The sequence below is a fragment of the Pantoea sp. JV6 genome (assembly GCF_025910055.1).
Taxonomy (GTDB): domain Bacteria; phylum Pseudomonadota; class Gammaproteobacteria; order Enterobacterales; family Enterobacteriaceae; genus Pantoea; species Pantoea agglomerans.
Window position 1 is genome coordinate 189,614 of the sequence record NZ_JAPCIM010000005.1, and the last position, 19,179, is coordinate 208,792.

The following is a 19,179-nucleotide window of genomic DNA, read 5'->3' on the forward strand; positions in this document are numbered from 1 at the left end:
TAAGGATTATTGCAATGCAATGCCGTCAGCTACCCAGTGCTGGGGGGCAACCTGCCGATATCGGGTTTTAGTGACCGTTTCGCCCACCTTACGCAACGGCGAGGGGATTTCGCTGTCATCGAAAATACGGGGCTGACGGTTTTCGGGATCCGCTACCGGCACGGAGGCCAGCAGTCGTTGGGTATAGGGGTGTTGCGGCTGATTAAATACCGACTGGCGCGGTCCAAGCTCCACAATCTGGCCGAGGTACATCACCGCGACGCGATTCGCAATACGCTCGACGACCGCCATATCGTGAGAGATGAAAATCCATGCCACACCCGTTTGCTGCTGCAGGTCCATCATCAGATTGACCACCTGCGCCTGAATCGAGACATCAAGGGCCGATACCGCTTCATCAGCAATAATCACTTTCGGTTTCAGCGCCATGGCGCGGGCAATGGCAATACGCTGACGCTGACCGCCAGAAAATTCGTGCGGATAACGACGCGCGTGTTCTGGCAGGAGACCGACGCTCTTAAGCAGCGCGTCTATCTGTGGAGAAGCCTGCTCAAGCGAAGAGACCATGCCATGTAACAGCAACGGCTCGGCAATGGTGAAACCCACCGTCAGGCGGGGATTCAGTGACGCATAGGGATCCTGAAACACCATCTGAATTTCACGGCGGAGCGGCTGGAACTCTGCCTCTTTCAGGTCAGAGATTTCCTTGCCTTCAAAGTGAATACTTTCAGCTTCACTGTTGATAAGGCGCATCAGCGCCCGTCCGGTTGTCGATTTGCCGCAGCCGCTTTCACCCACGATGGCCAGGGTTTCACCTGGCCACAGACTGAAATCAATCTGCTCAACCGCATGCACGTGATGCGTCAGGCTCGATAAGATGCCGCTGCGAATCGGGTAATAGACTTTTAATCCGCGCACATCCAGCAGCGGCGCCACGTCATAGCGAGCGGTATGCTGTTCGCCTTGCACAACCTCGCGGGCACCGGGCAGAGGAAAGCGTTGCGGCCACGTGTGTTCCCGCATATCGCCGAGTTTTGGTACTGCCGCCAGTAACGCTTTGGTATACGCATGCTGCGGGGCGGCAAAAATCTCAGACACGGTTCCCTGCTCTACCACTTCGCCACGCAGCATGACCACTACGCGATCGGCGATTTCCGCTACCACGCCCATATCATGAGTAATAAACAGAACCGCCATTTGTTTATCACGTTGCAGCTCACGCAGAATATGGAGAATGCGCGCCTGTACGGTGACATCCAGCGCAGTGGTAGGCTCGTCGGCAATCAGGAGTTGCGGATCGCAGGCAAGGGCCTGGGCGATCATCACACGCTGCCGCATGCCGCCTGACAGCGAGTGCGGATAACTTTTCATGACGCGGTCCACATCGGCGATACGCACCTGGCGCAGCAATTCACGCACCCGCGCATGGGCCTGCTTTCTGTCGCACTGCTGATGATCGCGTAATGCCTCGGTAAGTTGATCATCAATGCGCAGCACCGGATTCAGCGAGGTCATGGGCTCCTGAAAGATCATCGCCATTTCACGGCCACGCAACGTGCGGCGCTGAGCGTCATCCAGCGTTTCTAACGCATGCACTTTTCCGCTGCGGTCGCGGAACTGCATGCTGCCGCCATCGACACGTCCGTTGTTTGCCAGCAAGCCCATCACAGCCAGCGACGTGACAGATTTACCTGAGCCGCTTTCACCCACGACGGCGACGATTTCACCTGGATGAATGGCAAAACTGATGCCTTTGAGAGCCTGATTCTCACCGCTGCGTCCATGAAACGAGACGCTGAGATCCTGAATCGCCAGCACGGGAGAGGCAGAGGCAGAACGGGTTGCAGGGGAAGTACGTTGTGTGTCCGTCATCGTCGCCTCACAGAGTTATAGCCAGATACGGCCTTGGGAGTAGCTCAGGAAAGGAGAACTGTCGGCGGCTAGCCAGATGGGGCCATCCAGATCGACGAACTCAGCGTTAACCGCGACGGGCAATGCGGCCTCCATGGCCAGTGACGAGCCCAGCATGCAACCGACCATAATGCGCATATTGAGCGTCCGGGCTTCATCCACCATCGCCAGCGCTTCAGTCAGGCCACCGCATTTATCCAGCTTGATATTGATCATCTCGTAGCGATCGCGTAGTCCGGCAATATCCGCCCGCGTATGGCAACTCTCATCGGCACAGACCGGTATGGGATGTTTGAAACGTAACAGGTCATGGTCCTGTCCGGCGGGAAGGGGTTGCTCCACCATCGCGATGTTGAAGGCCTTCAGTGCCACCAGCAGGCTTTCCAGTTCCAGACCCGACCAGGCTTCATTGGCATCGATAATGAGCGTGGCATGCGGTGCCGCCGCGCGAATCGCCGCCACTTTTTCCAGAATCGCATTACGGTCGAGCTTAATTTTGAGCAGGAGGGCGCCACGTGACACAGCATCCGCCGCCGCCAGAGCCATACATTCCTGCGTATCGAGGCTAAGGGTTTCTGCAGTAACGACCAACTCTGGCTGAGAGCAGGTGCTCTTTTGCCACAGCGTTTGATTAGCCCGTGCGCCATCAAGTCGCCATAGCGCACAGTCCAGCACGTTGCGCGCTGAACCGGCGGGTAAGCGGTGTTGCAGATCATGATGGCTGAGGCCCGACTCAATGTCAGTGCGTACCGCTTCGAGCATGGCCTGAACGCTATCCGGCGTCTCATCGTAGCGGGCCGTTGGTGTGCATTCGCCCTGCCCGATGAATCCCTCCTGCTCCAGGGTGACACGGATGACCGTCACGGCGGTACGGGTACCGCGTGCGATAGCAAAGGGTCGCGCCAGCGGCAGCTCCACCACATCAATCTGCAACTTTCTCATTTCAGCCACGCTCCTGAAGCAATGCGGCGATCTCATCAATACCAAAACGCACCGGATCTGTGGCCGGTAAGCCAAACTCAGCGCTGATTTCGGCGCAATAAGCGAGCGCCTCTTCTTCACTGTAATTGGAGGTGTTGATAGCAAAGCCAGCCAGCTGAACCGACTCACTGGTCACCTGTGCGGCACGCAGATTGGCTTCAACGCACGCCTGCAGGCTGACCATGGGCTGGTGTGGCAAATGACGCATGTGGGGTCGTCCCATTTCATGGCACATGACCAGCCAGTGTGGTTGCGCACCGTGCATCAGCCCCATACTTACGCCCGCATAGGAGGGATGGAACAGTGAGCCCTGGCCTTCAACGATGTCCCAGTGGTCCTCGTCATTCGCCGGTGAAAGCGCTTCTGCTGCACCGGCAATAAAATCAGCGATGACCGCATCCACAGCAATGCCCTCCCCTGCGACCAGAATGCCGGTCTGCCCCGTGGCACGAAAATCAGCTTTCAGGCCGCGCGCACGCATCGCCGCTTCCAGCGCCAGTGAGGTGTACATCTTGCCCACTGAGCAGTCTGTACCCACCGTCAGTATCCGCTTACCTGAACGCTTCTTACCGCTGCCCACATTGAGCGCTGGACGCATATGACGCAGGTCAAAAAGTTCAACACCCGAAGCCTGTGCAAGCGTCACCAGTTCCGGTTCGTCTCCCAGTCGGTGATGCAGACCACTGGCCACATTCATGCCTGCTTTAATGGCACTTTTGATCGTTTCCAGCCAGTGCGCTGGCAGATAGCCGCCGGCATTGGCAGTGCCAAGCACCAGCGTTTTCGCTCCGCGCGCTTTGGCGCCGGGAATATCCAGTTCATCCAGACCCAGACTGACCGTGCAGCCCGGCAGTTTAATTTCGCCAACGCACTGCTCCGGCCGCCAGATATGAATACCGCGCGCCGTTTTTGCCGCAAGGGGATCGGTAACATCACCAAGAAAGAGTAAATAGGGTTGTGGGATTAGCATGTTGTCTCTCGTTTCAGCCAAAAGATCAGGTTCTGAAACCACTATTTCATGCGCTCTGAAAGGTGACGAATGCTTGTTTAGCAGGAGGGTATAACGGCAGGTTATAGCCAGAGGTAATAGTGATGATGGATGGGTTTTTCAGGGGGGATTGGGACAGGGGATGGATTAAAAGAAGGAGTGGGTCATAGGAAAAGGAGATGTTTATGCAGGGTAAATGGATGGGCAATGGACAATGGCGGTTGGAGGGGAAATGGCTAACGATGTATTTAACACCGGGCCGCTGGCGATAGCATTTATGACGAATGCCAGCGACCCTGCCGGGTTATATCAGGGCAACAAAAAATCCGCTACCTGAAATACAGGATGTCGAAATTAATCCGTTTCTTCCGGTGCGAGGTGAAACAGCTCTTCTGCCATCGAAAGGATTCTGTCTTTATCGACTATTTTATCAACCCATTCTGCAGGAATGCCTGACAGTCCATACAATGCGCCTGCTAACTGGCCTGCGGTTGCTGCCACGCTATCAGCATCATCAGCAAAATTTGCCGCCAGCAAAATGGCATCTTTGAAATTGTCTGTATGCCAGACGGCCCATAATGCGGCCTCAAGGGTGTCGATGACATAGCCTGAGGAGCGAATTTGATCACGATGCTTTTCTTTATATTCTCCGGCATTGATAATCAGAACTCTTACCAGGAAAGGAATTTTGTGCGGAGAAAAAGCTTCATCTTTTCCGAAGCCATTCAAAAGATAATGTAAAATAACATTTATATATTGGCAGCAGTCGATTGACTCTGGTGCACAATGCGTTGACATACTTTGAATACTGGCATCACGCCAGCCATCAATAAAAGATTTCCTTCTAAAAATAGCAACGGGCGCATGCCGAATTAATGCAGCATTACCTGCCGTTTCAGGAGAGTTGTTGCCCAACCAATCAGGCCCATGCTTGATGACTTGCTCAAGAGCATAGCGGGTAGTATTACCAATATCAAAGCAAACTCCATTGGAACTATTATGACCCGTTTTATACCAACTGATTAATTTTTCCCTGAAAAAATCCATATCACAACAATTCTTTTCAATGTACGTTTCTGCCAGACACAGTGCCATTGAGGTGTCATCGGTCCACTCTCCGGCCTTAAGATTGAAAGGACCACCGCCAACCATATCGTAAATGTGAGAACTGTCACGAGCCTGGAATTCCAGAGTGGTCCCCACTGCATCACCAACGGCAAGTCCCATGAGTAAACCTTTGGCTTTATCTAAGGCCTCAACGTCAGAAATACGTTGTTTCAGCGTATACATCCACTCAGGTTTCACTGGCTTTTCATCAGGCATTGGTTGATGTTCGTAAGACATCCGGTTGATGAGTTGAGGCGATAGCTCAGGCAACAAATGTGCATACTTCCTTGCATATGTTTTAAGTTCAGATTCTGACAATCTTAGGTCTATCATACAAATTCCTTTTCAATTACGTGGGAGGCAAAGCGCTACAACATTTCTTAGTCTTTTCTCTCTCTTGCTTAGCAAACGCTAAGGACCAAAATAGTGCATTAGCGTATCCATATCATTCCAGTCATCTTGTGTAAGTGGCTGTTTCTCCATGCTGTCAAATTTGTGCCTGATGCCCTTCATTGGAATTGCGTACTCATTTTTTGTTGCTAAATCCATTAACAGGTCTATATCAGACTGATTTTTTAAGGTTCTGTTTAAAAGATTCAGCAACATCATTTCAGCTTCTTTTCTCTCTGGAACACACATTTTTAATTCTTCCAACAGATTATCATTATGTAACGGTTAAACCTTTCCATGCTGATGTACGTGTAAATCTCAGTTTTCTTAACCTGTTAAAGCAGGAGATTTTTTGCTTTTACTCCAGGGCCACTTCACTGTGCCGATATCAGCCGCATCCTGTCAGGCGTCCAGACTTTGCTTCAGCCCTGACGATTTTATGATCCAATCAAAGTCCTGGTTGGTGTGCCAAAAAAACCTGATTATTTAAGAAAACTCAGGGATACTTAATGCCTAATCTCTCCTTTTCCCATTGAATTTCACTTTCACTTTTTTTTCGTAGCCTGACGATCATAACGCCCAGAACCTCAGTCTGCTTATCATTTAGATAGAGTTCAAAACCATAGTTCCTGTCATAACCAGCTAAAATATACACATAGCTTCCCTGATAGAGACTAAGATTTTCTTTTAGCGAGACACTCCCTACAACCTCGGCACCCATATTTTTGACGCAACTGAGATGAATATCAATTTCCTCCTTTGCTCTGCCCGTCGCATTTCCCCTTGAAAACAAACCATTTATATTTTTAAAATCTATATACTGACGTAACAAATCTGGCGCCAGAGCATCCAAAAGCATTTCGTCTGGACTATTTTCAGTCATAGCAACTCCCTCTTTATCCCGCTTAAAAGCTTTGAGCGTTAAATATCATGTACAACTAGCCCAGCAACAAATGAGCACAATAATCATGTTAAGTAGCTGAATTCCTTAGAATGATGATCAGCTAAGAATCTTTTTAATATCGAATTGTAAGCCAGAGGCTAATTTAATAACCTCAATGCTATATATATCCGGCTCACTCAACATTTGATCAAGATAAAAATTCAGCCTGATGAGCATCTCACCTGAGCTTATATTATAGTCAAGAGCATAAGAGATATTGTTAGCTAACCCAGAAGATAGGTTTACATCCTGAATGATTAGGCAGACTAAACTTCTGGCTTTAAAAAATACATCATCCTTCATATTACTTCACCCTGAACTTAACAGTGCTCACAATCGCATCTTATATCCTGCATCGCTATTGATAAAAACCATTTTTATTAAATTTACTTTCCGTAACCTGAACGATAGTGACAATTTATTGTCGCCGTTCTGTTATAAACGTCATAAGCTACATCGATGCTGCCCCAAACCCCGTTTAAAGGTAATGAAGTTCTCGTTTGTTCCTTAAACCAACGTTTTAATATTTTAGTTATGCCTCCTGTAAGGCTTTTCTGCTCACCCATCAACAATTTTTCTGGTGCAAAACTCCAGCGCGATATTACAGCATCTGAGTTCCCGGACTCAAAAAAACTGACAATCAAATAAATATCGCCACTACTATTATTTTTAAGCGGAAAAACACTTCTGTATGAAACTGTGCCCCCACCATTATCTGCCCATGACTTCCATACAAACCCAGGAATTGACATTAAGGTATGTTTACTTGTTTTTGGGGTTAAAATCAAAGAATCATTAAAAATCAGATTCCCCTGGGCATATTTTAAGCTCATATTTTAAGAACCGTCGTTGGTTTTACAGATTGAGACACTATTATAAACCTGTTCTTACCTCTTCAACGACAGGCCATTAAATTTATCATGCACAGCACACGGTTGCATCATGATCATTATCACCGTAGTGCTTCATTAAAACGCGAGTCTGTTTATTTATCCGGTAACGTCACTCCACTTCCCTGTTTCGGAAAGCACAACCTTACCATTAACAATAACGGAAAGATTATTAATCACGTTATTGATAACATAACTTGCATCATGATTTCGAAATGTATAAGTAAGGATCGGACAAGAGGATTTACCGCAGTCACTTTTCATAGCTTTACCTTTAAGCCTGGCCACCGCGCCATCTGACTTTCGAACCCCTTCGTAGCTGACATCATTGCAGTCTGAATCAGTCGCACAAAGCGAGGTTATTTTAATCCTGAAATGGCTTGTCTCGAAAAAGCGTTCCTTTTTGCTGTTTTCTTTTTGTTCAGCATTCACACCAGATGACGGCACCTTGTCAAAACGCTGCGCCCAGTCAGCAATATCTTCCTGTATTGTGTCCCTTCCCGGTGCATTAGAGACATAATGCACTTCATTGCTTTCCGGAGAGAACCACGCAGCATAAATTTTACCATCAGGCTGTATGACAAACGCTGAAGCCTGTTCAAGATAAAGATCTTTTAGCCAGCCCTCAGCGAATAATCCTCCATCTTTAGTTTTATGAGGTTCACCAAACACATCGAAGTTATGACTAAACTCGTTGTAGTCTTTGCCCAGCACAGATTTTAAACTGGAGACAACTGCCTGGTTATTAAAGATAGCATGAATTTTGGCTAAGCTATCATACTGAGACAATGGTTGTGAATTTTCAGAAGCCATAGCGGCACCTATTATGGCACCAGAGACAACAATCAAAAAAATCACTCTTCTAAATAATCTCATCATTACCTGCCTGAATAAATTTAATAGCCAGAATTGTCTGTACATCAATTCCTATTAAAGGAATTAAATGAAAATCAGTTTCATCGCATCTGAACTGACTCTGAGAGGCTGCTCTTATTTTAACTCCTTCAATCGGGAGTCCTCGGGCGTTACTGGCCTAGCTGTAACAAAACAGTGGCATTAAAACCGGTTTCCGCCCTGAAAATCACATTTTAAAGCAAATCAAAATCACGCTTACTTATTTCACTCTTAGCAAAATCTTCGCAAGACAACCTGATATTTGCAGATACTTTTTCGCACGTGCTAAACAGATCTTCTGCGTTCAGTAGATAGTCAGTCACAATGAAAAATCTTTCAACGTCGACTTTGTAATTTCCCTCACTGAAAATAACCTTGAGTACATGCGTATCATTCCCACACCGATATAATGTGAAATCCCAGGGTTTTATGGCCAATTTCAACTTACTCATCAGTCGTCGTCCTGTAACGTTGACCTTTTCAGTTTCATATCGTTGAAATGAGGCATAATCCCTTCTTATATCCTGAGACAATTCATCAAGTGCTTCAAAATAACCTGACTGTATCAGTCCTGATATATCCAGTTTAAAATACCTGCTCACATCAAAGTGAGAGTTTCTGTAGGCATTAGGAAACAAAACACTGATTATATAACCCTCTTTTGTTTCGAGAATCGCATAGTCTCCTTTCCTCACGTGAATGACAACTCCATCGCCCATACCCTGCATTAGCCTCTCTGGAAAGGTTATTTACAATTTCACGCCACAAACATTTTCATTGTGAGATGAAAATTTCCGCGGTCCCATAGAAAGAACCTTGATTGCCAGAGGTTTTCCCTTAGCGCCTGTCAACACAACTTTTTCCCTTCTATCCAAAGTCCTTCCTGGGAACAAGCACGGCCACGTTTAATGAAAGCGCAACCAATAATTTTATCATCTATTACAAAGCAATGGCCAGACATCACACTTTTTTTTAACGGAAAGACAATGATTTTAGTATTATCTTTAAGGGCTGCTAAACGTTTAATCAGTGCATCCAGGCCCAGGGATCGCTGATATCAATCTCAGTTGACCGCTTTCTGCTTCGATATTTAGATAATAATAAACTTAGTAATTCATCATAAGAAACACCGATTTCGAGGCTATCAGACAGGAAAATCTCATTCAAACACTGAGTCCAAACATCTCTTGATGCTGGCATCGCAGATAGCAGATACCTTAAATCACCCACATTGCTACATCTCCCGGGTATGTCACGACTCCACTTGTCAGCACACCGGCCAGAAATATGAACTGGGGAGCATTCTGAAGGCACTTCATTTGAAAGAGTTAACCTGCTCTGCAGGAACTGTCGTGTGACAGGCAGAGGGTGATCAACTCTTAATGTGCTGAATATCCTCTATGGCCAATAACGTCAGGCCGTTGTGCAAGGCAGAACTCACCTGACACATCCCAGGCGACCGTGTTGTGTTGCGCGATGACTTCAATCTTTTTCGTCGGGTGCCATTTCAAAAAGCTGTTTCGCCAATGAAAGAATCCTCTCTTTATGCGCTATTTTCTCAATCCATCCCTCAGGAATGCCTGACAGACCATATAACGCACCCGCGAGCTGACCAGCGGCAGCCGCTATGCTATCTGCATCATTACCCAGATTCGCCGCCAGCAAAACAGCATCTTTGAAATTATCTGTATGCCAGACGGCCCATAATGCTGCTTCCAGGGTGTCGATGACATAGGCAGAAGATCGTATTTGATCCCGGTATTTTTCTTTATATTCACCGGCGTTGATCAGAAGAACACGTAATGATGATCCCATGAGATGCGGCGCCAGGCTTTCACTTTTACTGTAACCATTTAAAAGGTAATGAAATATTAAGATCAAGAAACGGCAACAGCTGACAGACTCAGCCGCGCGATGCGTTGCGTTACTCTGTTGTTTTGCGTCACGCAAGGCGTTAACAAATGATTTCCTCCTGAAAATAGCGGTGGGTGCCAGTCGGACCAGAGCGGCATTCCCTGCGGTATCAGGTGAACTATTCCCCATCCAGGTGGGTCCCTGTCGTTCAAATTGCTCAAGCGCAACGCGGGTTGTGTTACCTATGTTGAAGCAGACACCGTTTGAGCTATTCGTCCCGTTTCTGTACCAGCTGAGTAGCTTTTGACGGAACAGCGTCGTGTCACACTTATGGCTCTCAATGTAAGTTTCAGCCAGACAAAGTGCCATTGAGGTGTCATCAGTCCATTCCCCGGGTTTCAGGTTGAAAGGTCCCATGCCAACCATATCGTCTACATAGGCCTTATCGCGCGGAACAAACGCCAGTGTTGTACCAATCGCGTCTCCTGCCGCCAGTCCCATGAGAGCACCCTGCGCTTTGTCCAGGGCCTGCACATCAGTGATCTTTTGAGGCTGTGAGTACATCCATTTGGGCTTTTGTTTGTCTTCTGCCGTTTCTGGCATCGGTATAGGGTTGTAAGACATCCTGTTCATCAACTGACGCGAAACGGGTGGAATTAAATGGGCGTAACGTTGTGCATAATGAAAAATTTCGTCTTCGCCAGCTCTGAGATCCATCATAAAATCACTCTCCGTTTATAGAACTAACTTTAATTGCAGCAGAGTTGAGCGGTTTCCAATCGCTGAGCAAGTGTTGGTGTGGAATCCGGCCATCATCATGCAGCCGCTTTTCGCTCCAATACGTCTATGAAACAAAGGTCGCTGAAACGCCTGATCTTTAGCGTTTTTTAGCAAAAATTAAAATAAATCTCTCTTAGTAAATCTCCATCTTTTTCATCCAGAGTGATATCTTTTACCTTGTTCAGGTTTGCTAGAATCCCTTTTACAGGAACATCATCTCTTAGAATGCATTCGAAGAAATCACTTCTATTGCTTTCCGGCACATATTTATTGATTAAATAAAACAGGTGCTCTCTTAAATCTTGCTGAGTCATCGTATTTACTTCCGAATGGTTGATAAATTTCACAATGATGAATACGGCCTGCCTGTTTCTTTATCTGGCCTTATCAATATCAATTTCTATGGCGTTAAAAATTTCCAGCCCTGGATTTCTGAAAGAGTTTATGACGGACTCAATAAGAGCAGAAGCACAGGAAAAGTTTCTGGAAAAAATCACACAATCAGGCCCGGATAGTCCGCCTAAAATTTAGCAATATTAATTCCAGCTCTGACCTGAGTTAATAAAATGACTTCATTAGCATCACCCGGGCTGCGTTGAGCTTTGAGCGCTTCGTCCTTGCTTATTTCAGACTCAATCTCTTTACCGACTAAACCGCCATCATCATATCGGATATAAAAAATTCCATCTCTTACTACGATATCAATACCATAGTCACTAAATAGAGTCTCGCTCATACCGTTCTCTTAAAATATTTCAGTTTGAAGGATTGCGCATTGCCGCACTAAGCTCAGGCTTTAGAAACAAACCGCGCTGCCTTAGAGGTATCGTTCTGGTAGAGACGGAGGCATTACACGATGTAGCCGTTTGAGGCTGTAAGCTCCTGGAACGTAAGGTGCTAAGCGGCATGGTTCTACCGTTACTATCCTACATAATCGGAATGTGTTAAACGTCACCTGATTCACTCTTTAGCAGTGATGATCACTTTACTCAAACAATCCGGATTTTTGACAGTAAAAGAAAACGTGATTACCTGACCATCCACCTCTGGAGCAGATGTATAGCTGGTTACTTCATTTTCAGATTGGCCGCGAGGATAGTCACTCAACTTAACACCCGGATACTGTTTTCTGACATCATCAAGAGTTGTGCATTTACCATCGGGAGAAAAGCTCAGAAAAGGAGCCATGCCGCCTGATGATTTACTGACACGTAACTCAATATCAGTAATTTTTCCTTCATCTTCCAGTTTTACCGAATTTGCCTGATAAACGTTGATGTAGTCATTTTGTGTTTGTAATTTCAATTCCAACGGAAACTGATCAAGATGTCCCACAGACAGACTTTTAAGTGAAGCACTCAACTGAGTGATAAAGCTCCAGATCTCTTTATTTTGCATCTTTGCATCTGCGAACCCGCTAAACAGAAAAAATGTCAGTATGAACAGTACCCTATTTCTTTGATGTATCATTTTTATCATACCGATCCTTATCTTCCTCATCATAATAGTACCCGGTGTCAGATTCTCCGGCAGGAACGAGTGGCTGATACGCTCTTCACGCTCTCACCGTCCAAAAAGGGTAACCAGGCAGGCGGGGGCTCGTGATCCTCATAGGCTTGTGTTAGTGCTAAACGCAGGTTTTCACTTCTATGTGGCTCACTGGCACTCACTCACCCAGCAGCAACACAGACGAGTATACATCAGTAGATAACAAGTCTGCCGGATGGCCATTGCCCTTCCCATCCACAGGGAATATGTCCATTCTCATAAATTATCGTCAGCCGCTCAAAAAATCGCTCGTTAGGTAAATATGATTTATAGGCATCTTCAGCAAGAAAACTGACTAAATCCCACTTCACATTATTGACCAGGATATCATCATCTAATGAATTGGGATTCTTTATGAAGGGTATGATTTCAATATCAATAATCTCTTTTGCTTCTCTGACGAGACCATTCCATTAGTGATATTTCAAGCTTTGTCTTTTTGCCAGATATCCGGTTATCGCATTACCCGCCTGAAGCGTTACATTTTCCCAATCGATGCTCGTTATATGGCTGATAAAATCTGATTCAGCAGTTATGTTTTTTATGTCATTCAAATAACCGCCTCTACCTATGTTAACAAACCACGGGATATTCTGAAGACGATCTACAGCTGTTCTGGAGATTTCCATCTGTATTTTTCTTCCGGACAATACTAGCGTCTTCAACCCGTCAGGCGAGAGCTATGCAATGTAAAAATTTACGTTAATCGTTGTCTTATCAACGTTCGCAGACTGCCATGATCCTGAGTGCCACTCTTTACTTCATTTTTTACGCTTTAAATCGAGAGTCGATTCAGCTGGTCTTATTTTACCCTGGCAGATTCAAGTGGCTTTGCGCAAAAAATACTCAATCACAAGTTACATTTTCTTGCTCTGGACTGGGACGTTAACATCACTTCATAAGCATCCAGCCCGCTTTGGCGAGCGTTGATAGCCTCCTGTTCACTTATTTCATATCTTATATCTTTAATGCTAATGCCGCCTTCATCAAAGTTGATGTAATACTTACCATTCTCTTCAGTGATGAACATGCCATAGCCACTAAATATCATTTTTTCCATCACCAACACCTTAGCGACACGTTGTATTCTTATCAAACTGGCCTGAGCATCCTGTTACAATGACAAAAATATAGTATCTTAAGCAAACCTTTCTCATACATTAGAATAAAATTTACGATAAAAACCTGTCAACCCTTCAGATTTTTCGGGGGACTTTTTTAATCCTGTCTCCTAATGACATAATAACTTCATAGGCATCCTGTTGGCTTTTTTTGATTTTTAGAGCTTCATCCATGCTAATTTCAGCTTCAAGATATTCAGGAACAAGCCTGCCCGAGTCAAACAAAGCAATAAGAATCCCATCCCTGTCTACAAGGGTTATCCCATAATCGCAAAAGATTTGATATTGCATATTCAATACCGATTAATAATTAAAGGGATCTGATGAACATGTCAGAAACCTGACTGCACTTCTCCGGGCCTGAGCAAAACGCCTGATTGAAGTGCTCTTCGCACCCAGACTTATTTTTCAACACCGTCGTTCACATAACGAATAGGTCAGGATGTAAAGTTGCCACATGAGTCTCCATAAGCTTTCCTATGGATGCACGGCGCTATTGTTGCATGCCCTGCCTGACAATATAGGAAACGCAACAGGATGGAAACGCTTTTAACCGCGTTATGGAATGACAGATACGAAAACATGAAACCGATAATCTCCAGACAAACGCTTTGCTATTTTTCCACGTGATCAAGAATCTTAGCGATATTACTCTTTATTGAATCCAGCGGAATATTACGTTTAACCCTCTCATTGTAATCATCATGCCAGAGATGATAATCAGAGAAAGAACCATTTCCGCCATACATTAACCTCCATGTATCACAGGCATCCTTACAATAACTTGCTGATTTAACTCCCTGAGAGTCGATAGAAATCCTGAGCTTTTCTATTATTGATAAAACGCCTCTAATCCAGTTACGCTCTCCATCATTGATTAGAATTTTTTTTAAATTCATAAATTCAATTAATAATTTTTGAGCCATTTCTTTACAATACACTACCCACCTCACAGGCCATGCTTCTGATACCTCAACCCACTCACACGACCGAATTCACAGGCCATTTAATCATTAGTATAAAACTCGCATTGCAGGCAGTGAGGGCCGGTATAATTCGCTGCGGCCATTATGATTTATATTAACTTTTACAGCATCAGTAAGCCCGTGATAACCGCACCAGTTGATTAGTTTGCTGATGGAAAGAGAAATGCCAGTCACTCCAGCCATCAATTTTGCCAGTAAAAACGCAGACTATTAAGACTTCTTTTTTTGAATCCACCGTCATGTAGTAGAATGCTCCACCATCGGGCGGTGAAAAAGATGATAAAATTTTGCCTTGCGCATTTATTATAGTGAGTCTTTCAGGCAAACTTTCCTTCTGATCAAGAAAAAATATTAAATCTCTGCTTTCATCAACCAACACCTGATCGATTCCTGATAATGTCAATGTAAATGCTTCACCCATAAATCCCCACTGAATAGTGGATTGATCAGCTAACAACGTTAACCCACTGATGTTATTCATTTAAACACCTTTCTTATTGACTGACGACTTATTAGCGAAAAACACATTAATTTTGCCATCAATAAAATCAACTTTAACTCTCACTTTCATTCTATGCAAAAAGCACTTATTCAGCATTTAGCTAGGCCATAAATTGACAGCATGGAGCAGGATAGATGAGAAAAATTCTGGCATTAATTGCAGTTCTCATTCTCCAAAAATAACCAAAAGCCATCAGTAATCATTAAAGCAGAAGATGACCTGTGATGTGAGTGATGAGCCATGATCCGACATGCGTTATTTTTTCACTGGACAACTTACCCTTAAAAACATAAATAAGATCAGTCCATTCCTTATAGCTGAGATCACTAATGTAATAATCCCCAAGCCATTTAACGTGGCTACGGGAAATCAAATCATTAATAGCAGATAATCTTTTCTTATCATTCTTTTCCAGTGTACTAATCATTAAAACCATCGAGCTAATCTCACTGGCCTCTTTGTTAAAACCAGACCTGCTCAGAATATCGCACACTGTTCGGCTTATTTCTTCGAAAGTCATAATGGTTCCGTTTTTCAACGCAGACAAAGTGGATGACGTGATATTTTCATGCTGCGATTAGCATAATAAGCAATCTACTCTTTGTGTAATGACCTGCTCTGGATTCACCATGCCTGATGCGACGCTCCAGTGGATCGTAGCGGAAGCTCACCTTCGTGCATGGCTTATTGCGGCCCCACGGTTCGCTGAGGAAGTTCGTCAAACGGTGCTCACCATTGTAACGGTAGTATTAGTGGGGCTGACCATGCTACTTCCCGGTAGTACGCCCATGGAAATTATATTGCAAGCGGATATTTTTTCGTGCGGTTATGGCGGAACCAGCCTTGCAATCCAGCGTGTTGCCTGCATTGTCCCATCGCAATTGCTCACAACTCGGCTGCGCGTCATCATAAGGCAAACAAACAACCGGCATTATCGTAGTTCCATAATGTCTGTTGAAAGGATATCGTCGCGCTCTTCAAGGTTGAGGTTGTTAACGTAATCGTAATAACGCTAATGAAACCTGCATATCGCAAAACTATCCTCATCATCAATACTCACAAGGGGGTAACTCGCATCTGGCTTTTGGTTTCAGTTTGAGAGAAAGTGGATGAAATGACGAGAGTCGCGGAATGGGTATTCCGCGATAACAGCACTTCAGACCAGTATGGGTTATTTCATGCGACGCTGCCGGGCGACGCTGGCGAGGCGTTGTGTCCGGCAGTAAATGGCAAAAAGGATGAAAGCCTGCCCATTAAGTATCCAGCGCGCACCCACCAAAGCCGCGAGTGCCAGAATCAGCCACAGGCCCGAGTGGCTACCCATAACTACACTGTAGCTCAAGAGTAAAACGGTCGATATAAGCAACATCGCACAGACGTAAGCCAGCCCCGCCACACCGGCTGTATGGCCTCGCGCAAGCAGGTAACTGGCCGTGAGTATCGCGCCAATAACGACGATTGAGGGAACAAAAAAACTCAACGCATGTACCTGTGGACTGAGCGGAGGTAAAGCGTGCAGAAACGTCAGCAAATTAAATGCAAATGCAATCAGCAACAGCATCAGCACTATCGCAACCGGGAAGCCGTTTTGCCGGGGAAGCGCCTCAGAAGGCTGTTTAAAATAGCGCTCGAGCTCTGAAGTGGAACGGGCAAGTATGGAATCATCCTGCCGTGCGATTGCCTGATCTATTTCGCGACCCTGTTGCAGGAGTTCAGTGATATTACGTCCAATAAGCCATGATAAAAATTGCATTAAATTACCGCCAGTGACTGGATTGTTCCCACAATATAGCGCCCGGAACGTGGCACATTACCTGGAGCAGCAATGATACCACTGACAGCACTGCCTGCCACAGCCGCTGCGCTCGTGACGACCTGCGCGAGTTGCTTAACAAGTTCTTTTTGCACCGACTCTACAGGGAAACGCTTTGGATAAAGTCCTGCACGGATGGCGGCTTTAAGCTCTTTATTACTTATACCTGGGTTTTGTGCCTTAATGATTAATTCAGTAAGGCGAGCCCGGTCCTGCCTTGGATAGTTCCGGAGCCACTCCGTTGCTTTTAAAGAAGAGACTGATTTCATCGCTCGCCATGTTGCCAGGGCTTCTTTTAACGCACCGCCCACACTGGCTAGTGAAATAAGGTCAAGGGACGTTGAAGTGGCAACGTACCAATCCTGAGAGTCCAGCCACGCTACGTTTTCACCACCGTTTTCGACGAGATCATAAACCCGGTAAATACCATTGACACATTGCACGCCTGTTGCGGCAGCGCCAGCATAACCAATAGCAACAAGCACGCCGCTACTGCCAGCGGTTATAGGCGTTGCTGAAGCGCCGATAACCGCCACGCCAGCAGTAATAATCATTGCACCACAGGAAAGCACGGTCGAGGCAATCTCCGTTCCCATTGAGGTTACGCTTACTGCTTCACTAAGTGACTTGCCCGTATTAGACGCTGTGGCTTGCTTAGGCGTTTTGGTCACAATCAGATGTGTAACGATACCACTTTGACCATTAGGATGACGCTGGCCAGGCCGAACAAGATAACGCTGTGCGCCATCCGCATAGATAATGCCAGCCTGATAAAACTCCCGAGTGCAATCCATTGCTGCACCCAGCGCTTTGAAATCAAAATCAGGTGCCCCATAACCGGTCATCCTCGCGATGTCATAACCCGGTAAGTTATTCTCGGGATTCATTCCTGGCATGTTCATTTTATCTCCTTATAGGCTCATAATGATAAAATAGAGTTTTAATACATTGAAATTCGAAATGGAAAAACCATTATTATCGCATCAGAACAATATATCAATATGCAGGTGATACACGAAAAAATCATCATCCTTTGATTAACCGAAAAATATCAACCATACCATTTATCAACACATCAATAATGATAATTAATAGCAAAACCACATTCAAAAAGAAAAAGTCTTTAGCAGATTAATTACCATATGAAATAACATTCACCAGAAAATCCTCATCATCGTGAAAATATCACCAGCGGATCTTTTATCATTTCTGCCAGCAGTACGGGAATAAATTATACATTGATATCATAAATCCACATTCATTATCGACGACTAACATATAAATGTTATAGCTTTGTTAAAATGCCATTTAGCTAAAATTATAAAATAACTTCTTCATAGAACTGATGATTTACAATCAATACCACACAATATATATCCCACAATTAAATGATCTCTCTTCCGATTGTACCGTTACTTTCCCCCATTCAAAACCCCAAACGTGTCCATAAGGGGGATCCTTTAATTCACCCTTATAATTATTGGGATATCTATTTAGCATCCATGCAAACATTCTTTTTTCTTCTTCCTTTAAAGCTTTTACATTTGCTCTTTTTTCCCAATCAGATAGACTTTTATAAAAATCACCTGTTTTACTGGTGAGGAAAACAAGCGCTTTAAAAGAAAAAACAGCCGGATTGAATTCCACAGTAAATGGTTCATCGTGCCAACTGACGTCCTCTGAAAAAAAACGATATTTTCCAACTGGAGTCAGATCATCAACTGAATTAAAAAACAAGGACTTAGTAAAAGCCTCGTAAGATGAAAGATCTATTTCACTCCCATCAATATGTAAAGCTCCATTTGACTCGTCTAAATTCATTATTTTCATATGTCAATTACTTTTCCAGGTTTCAGTTTAAGCCGAGCTTCTTCCGGTATAAAGAACTGCAGCCCTCCCCCTTCCCCATGTTTAGGATTGGCTTCAGCACGTCCTCTGGCTACAAATATATCTTCTGTAATGTAATAAGCTCTCACCTTTGAACGCATTGGATATGCTGGGTTCAAATCAACTTGCAAAGCTTCATGGTAGCCAAGTGGATCACCTTTATGTTGTTTGACTGTAGGATGACTTACAGTATAAGCAGGTAACTGATCTCCATTAGGATAAAGGGCATAAAGAATCGTCCCTTTTCTTTTTATCACTGTATTCTCTTAAACATCGATGCATGGATAAGTTTTATTCCCTGGTCCCTGCCACTTCGTTGCTTCTTTCGCAGGGTTTTTACACTTCATCAACCCCCACGGATCCACCCACCCCAGCGCATTCGGTGCATACTGGTAGAGGTTGATCCCGCCCGCCAGCCCTATCGGATCCTGCTGGGTAAAACGTCCGCTGTCCGGGTCATAATAACGAAACAGATTGTAGTGCAGTCCGGTTGATTCGGCCCCTGCGGTGCCTCACCCCCTTGGGGCCATCGCTGAAGCGATGTTCAAATTTGCTTATGCAAATTTGTCCCGGTCCAGGTACTG

General features: G+C 45.2%; 24 protein-coding genes and 1 pseudogene. All 25 read right to left on the reverse strand.

All coding sequences use genetic code 11. The features are described 5' to 3' along the window. Positions 1-6 precede the first annotated feature (6 nt). Positions 7-1,872 (reverse strand): ABC transporter ATP-binding protein, encoded by a 1,866-nt coding sequence (locus OK412_RS09940; RefSeq protein ID WP_264353124.1) that lies wholly within the window; start codon positions 1,870-1,872, stop codon positions 7-9. Between the two features lie 15 nt (positions 1,873-1,887). Beyond that, positions 1,888-2,853: an N-acetyl-D-Glu racemase DgcA gene (gene dgcA, locus OK412_RS09945; protein ID WP_264353125.1), complete on the reverse strand. Its 966-nt coding sequence runs from the start codon at positions 2,851-2,853 to the stop codon at positions 1,888-1,890. A gap of 1 nt (position 2,854) precedes the next feature. Further along, the gene (dgcN, locus tag OK412_RS09950) at positions 2,855-3,862 is read right to left on the reverse strand and encodes an N-acetyltransferase DgcN (RefSeq protein WP_264353126.1); all 1,008 of its coding nucleotides are present in this window, start codon (positions 3,860-3,862) and stop codon (positions 2,855-2,857) included. A gap of 372 nt (positions 3,863-4,234) precedes the next feature. Next, positions 4,235-5,320, reverse strand: a complete 1,086-nt coding sequence (gene tri1, locus OK412_RS09955; protein ID WP_182504786.1) for an ADP-ribosylarginine hydrolase Tri1 — start codon at positions 5,318-5,320, stop codon at positions 4,235-4,237. Between the two features lie 78 nt (positions 5,321-5,398). Beyond that, entirely contained in the window at positions 5,399-5,641 is a 243-nt protein-coding gene (locus OK412_RS09960; RefSeq protein WP_227028371.1) for a hypothetical protein, read from the reverse strand. 232 nt (positions 5,642-5,873) lie between these two features. Then, positions 5,874-6,260 carry a hypothetical protein gene (locus tag OK412_RS09965; RefSeq protein WP_122458757.1) on the reverse strand — a complete coding sequence of 129 codons (387 nt, stop codon included), beginning with the start codon at positions 6,258-6,260 and terminating at the stop codon, positions 5,874-5,876. 117 nt (positions 6,261-6,377) lie between these two features. Further along, entirely contained in the window at positions 6,378-6,623 is a 246-nt protein-coding gene (locus OK412_RS09970) for a hypothetical protein (RefSeq protein ID WP_122458760.1), read from the reverse strand. A gap of 83 nt (positions 6,624-6,706) precedes the next feature. Further along, the gene (locus tag OK412_RS09975) at positions 6,707-7,153 is read right to left on the reverse strand and encodes a hypothetical protein (protein ID WP_264353127.1); all 447 of its coding nucleotides are present in this window, start codon (positions 7,151-7,153) and stop codon (positions 6,707-6,709) included. 156 nt (positions 7,154-7,309) lie between these two features. Continuing rightward, entirely contained in the window at positions 7,310-8,089 is a 780-nt protein-coding gene (locus OK412_RS09980; RefSeq protein ID WP_233600668.1) for a hypothetical protein, read from the reverse strand. Positions 8,090-8,298: 209 nt separating this feature from the next. Further along, a complete protein-coding gene (locus tag OK412_RS09985) occupies positions 8,299-8,832 on the reverse strand; it encodes a hypothetical protein (protein ID WP_122458765.1) in 534 nt (177 codons plus the stop codon). Between the two features lie 754 nt (positions 8,833-9,586). Beyond that, positions 9,587-10,678, reverse strand: a complete 1,092-nt coding sequence (tri1, locus tag OK412_RS09990) for an ADP-ribosylarginine hydrolase Tri1 (protein ID WP_122458768.1) — start codon at positions 10,676-10,678, stop codon at positions 9,587-9,589. Between the two features lie 167 nt (positions 10,679-10,845). Beyond that, positions 10,846-11,052, reverse strand: a complete 207-nt coding sequence (locus OK412_RS09995; RefSeq protein ID WP_122459626.1) for a hypothetical protein — start codon at positions 11,050-11,052, stop codon at positions 10,846-10,848. A gap of 206 nt (positions 11,053-11,258) precedes the next feature. After that, a complete protein-coding gene (locus tag OK412_RS10000; RefSeq protein ID WP_060680025.1) occupies positions 11,259-11,474 on the reverse strand; it encodes a hypothetical protein in 216 nt (71 codons plus the stop codon). A gap of 224 nt (positions 11,475-11,698) precedes the next feature. Next, positions 11,699-12,136 carry a hypothetical protein gene (locus OK412_RS10005; protein ID WP_233600669.1) on the reverse strand — a complete coding sequence of 146 codons (438 nt, stop codon included), beginning with the start codon at positions 12,134-12,136 and terminating at the stop codon, positions 11,699-11,701. Between the two features lie 563 nt (positions 12,137-12,699). Continuing rightward, positions 12,700-12,915, reverse strand: a complete 216-nt coding sequence (locus OK412_RS10010) for a hypothetical protein (protein ID WP_233600670.1) — start codon at positions 12,913-12,915, stop codon at positions 12,700-12,702. Positions 12,916-13,136: 221 nt separating this feature from the next. Next, positions 13,137-13,346 carry a hypothetical protein gene (locus OK412_RS10015; RefSeq protein WP_010669941.1) on the reverse strand — a complete coding sequence of 70 codons (210 nt, stop codon included), beginning with the start codon at positions 13,344-13,346 and terminating at the stop codon, positions 13,137-13,139. Positions 13,347-13,482: 136 nt separating this feature from the next. Next, positions 13,483-13,698 carry a hypothetical protein gene (locus tag OK412_RS10020; protein WP_010669940.1) on the reverse strand — a complete coding sequence of 72 codons (216 nt, stop codon included), beginning with the start codon at positions 13,696-13,698 and terminating at the stop codon, positions 13,483-13,485. 323 nt (positions 13,699-14,021) lie between these two features. After that, positions 14,022-14,333, reverse strand: coding sequence for a hypothetical protein (locus OK412_RS10025; protein WP_138919652.1), 312 nt, complete (start codon positions 14,331-14,333; stop codon positions 14,022-14,024). A 169-nt stretch (positions 14,334-14,502) separates the two neighbouring features. Next, complete coding sequence (locus OK412_RS10030; protein WP_264353128.1) at positions 14,503-14,874, reverse strand: hypothetical protein; 372 nt, start codon at positions 14,872-14,874, stop codon at positions 14,503-14,505. Between the two features lie 223 nt (positions 14,875-15,097). Next, positions 15,098-15,415: a hypothetical protein gene (locus OK412_RS10035; protein WP_122458775.1), complete on the reverse strand. Its 318-nt coding sequence runs from the start codon at positions 15,413-15,415 to the stop codon at positions 15,098-15,100. Positions 15,416-16,066: 651 nt separating this feature from the next. Then, entirely contained in the window at positions 16,067-16,648 is a 582-nt protein-coding gene (locus tag OK412_RS10045) for a hypothetical protein (RefSeq protein ID WP_264353129.1), read from the reverse strand. Next, complete coding sequence (locus tag OK412_RS10050) at positions 16,648-17,610, reverse strand: hypothetical protein (RefSeq protein WP_264353130.1); 963 nt, start codon at positions 17,608-17,610, stop codon at positions 16,648-16,650. The genes OK412_RS10045 and OK412_RS10050 overlap by 1 nt, the downstream gene beginning before the upstream one ends. 454 nt (positions 17,611-18,064) lie before the next feature. Further along, positions 18,065-18,538, reverse strand: coding sequence for a hypothetical protein (locus OK412_RS10055; protein ID WP_050679903.1), 474 nt, complete (start codon positions 18,536-18,538; stop codon positions 18,065-18,067). Continuing rightward, positions 18,535-18,852: a hypothetical protein gene (locus OK412_RS10060; RefSeq protein ID WP_264353131.1), complete on the reverse strand. Its 318-nt coding sequence runs from the start codon at positions 18,850-18,852 to the stop codon at positions 18,535-18,537. Before OK412_RS10060 ends, OK412_RS10055 begins: the two co-directional genes overlap by 4 nt. A gap of 75 nt (positions 18,853-18,927) precedes the next feature. Then, positions 18,928-19,086 (reverse strand): annotated as a pseudogene (locus OK412_RS10065) (RHS repeat-associated core domain-containing protein); the annotation flags it as partial. Positions 19,087-19,179 lie beyond the last annotated feature (93 nt).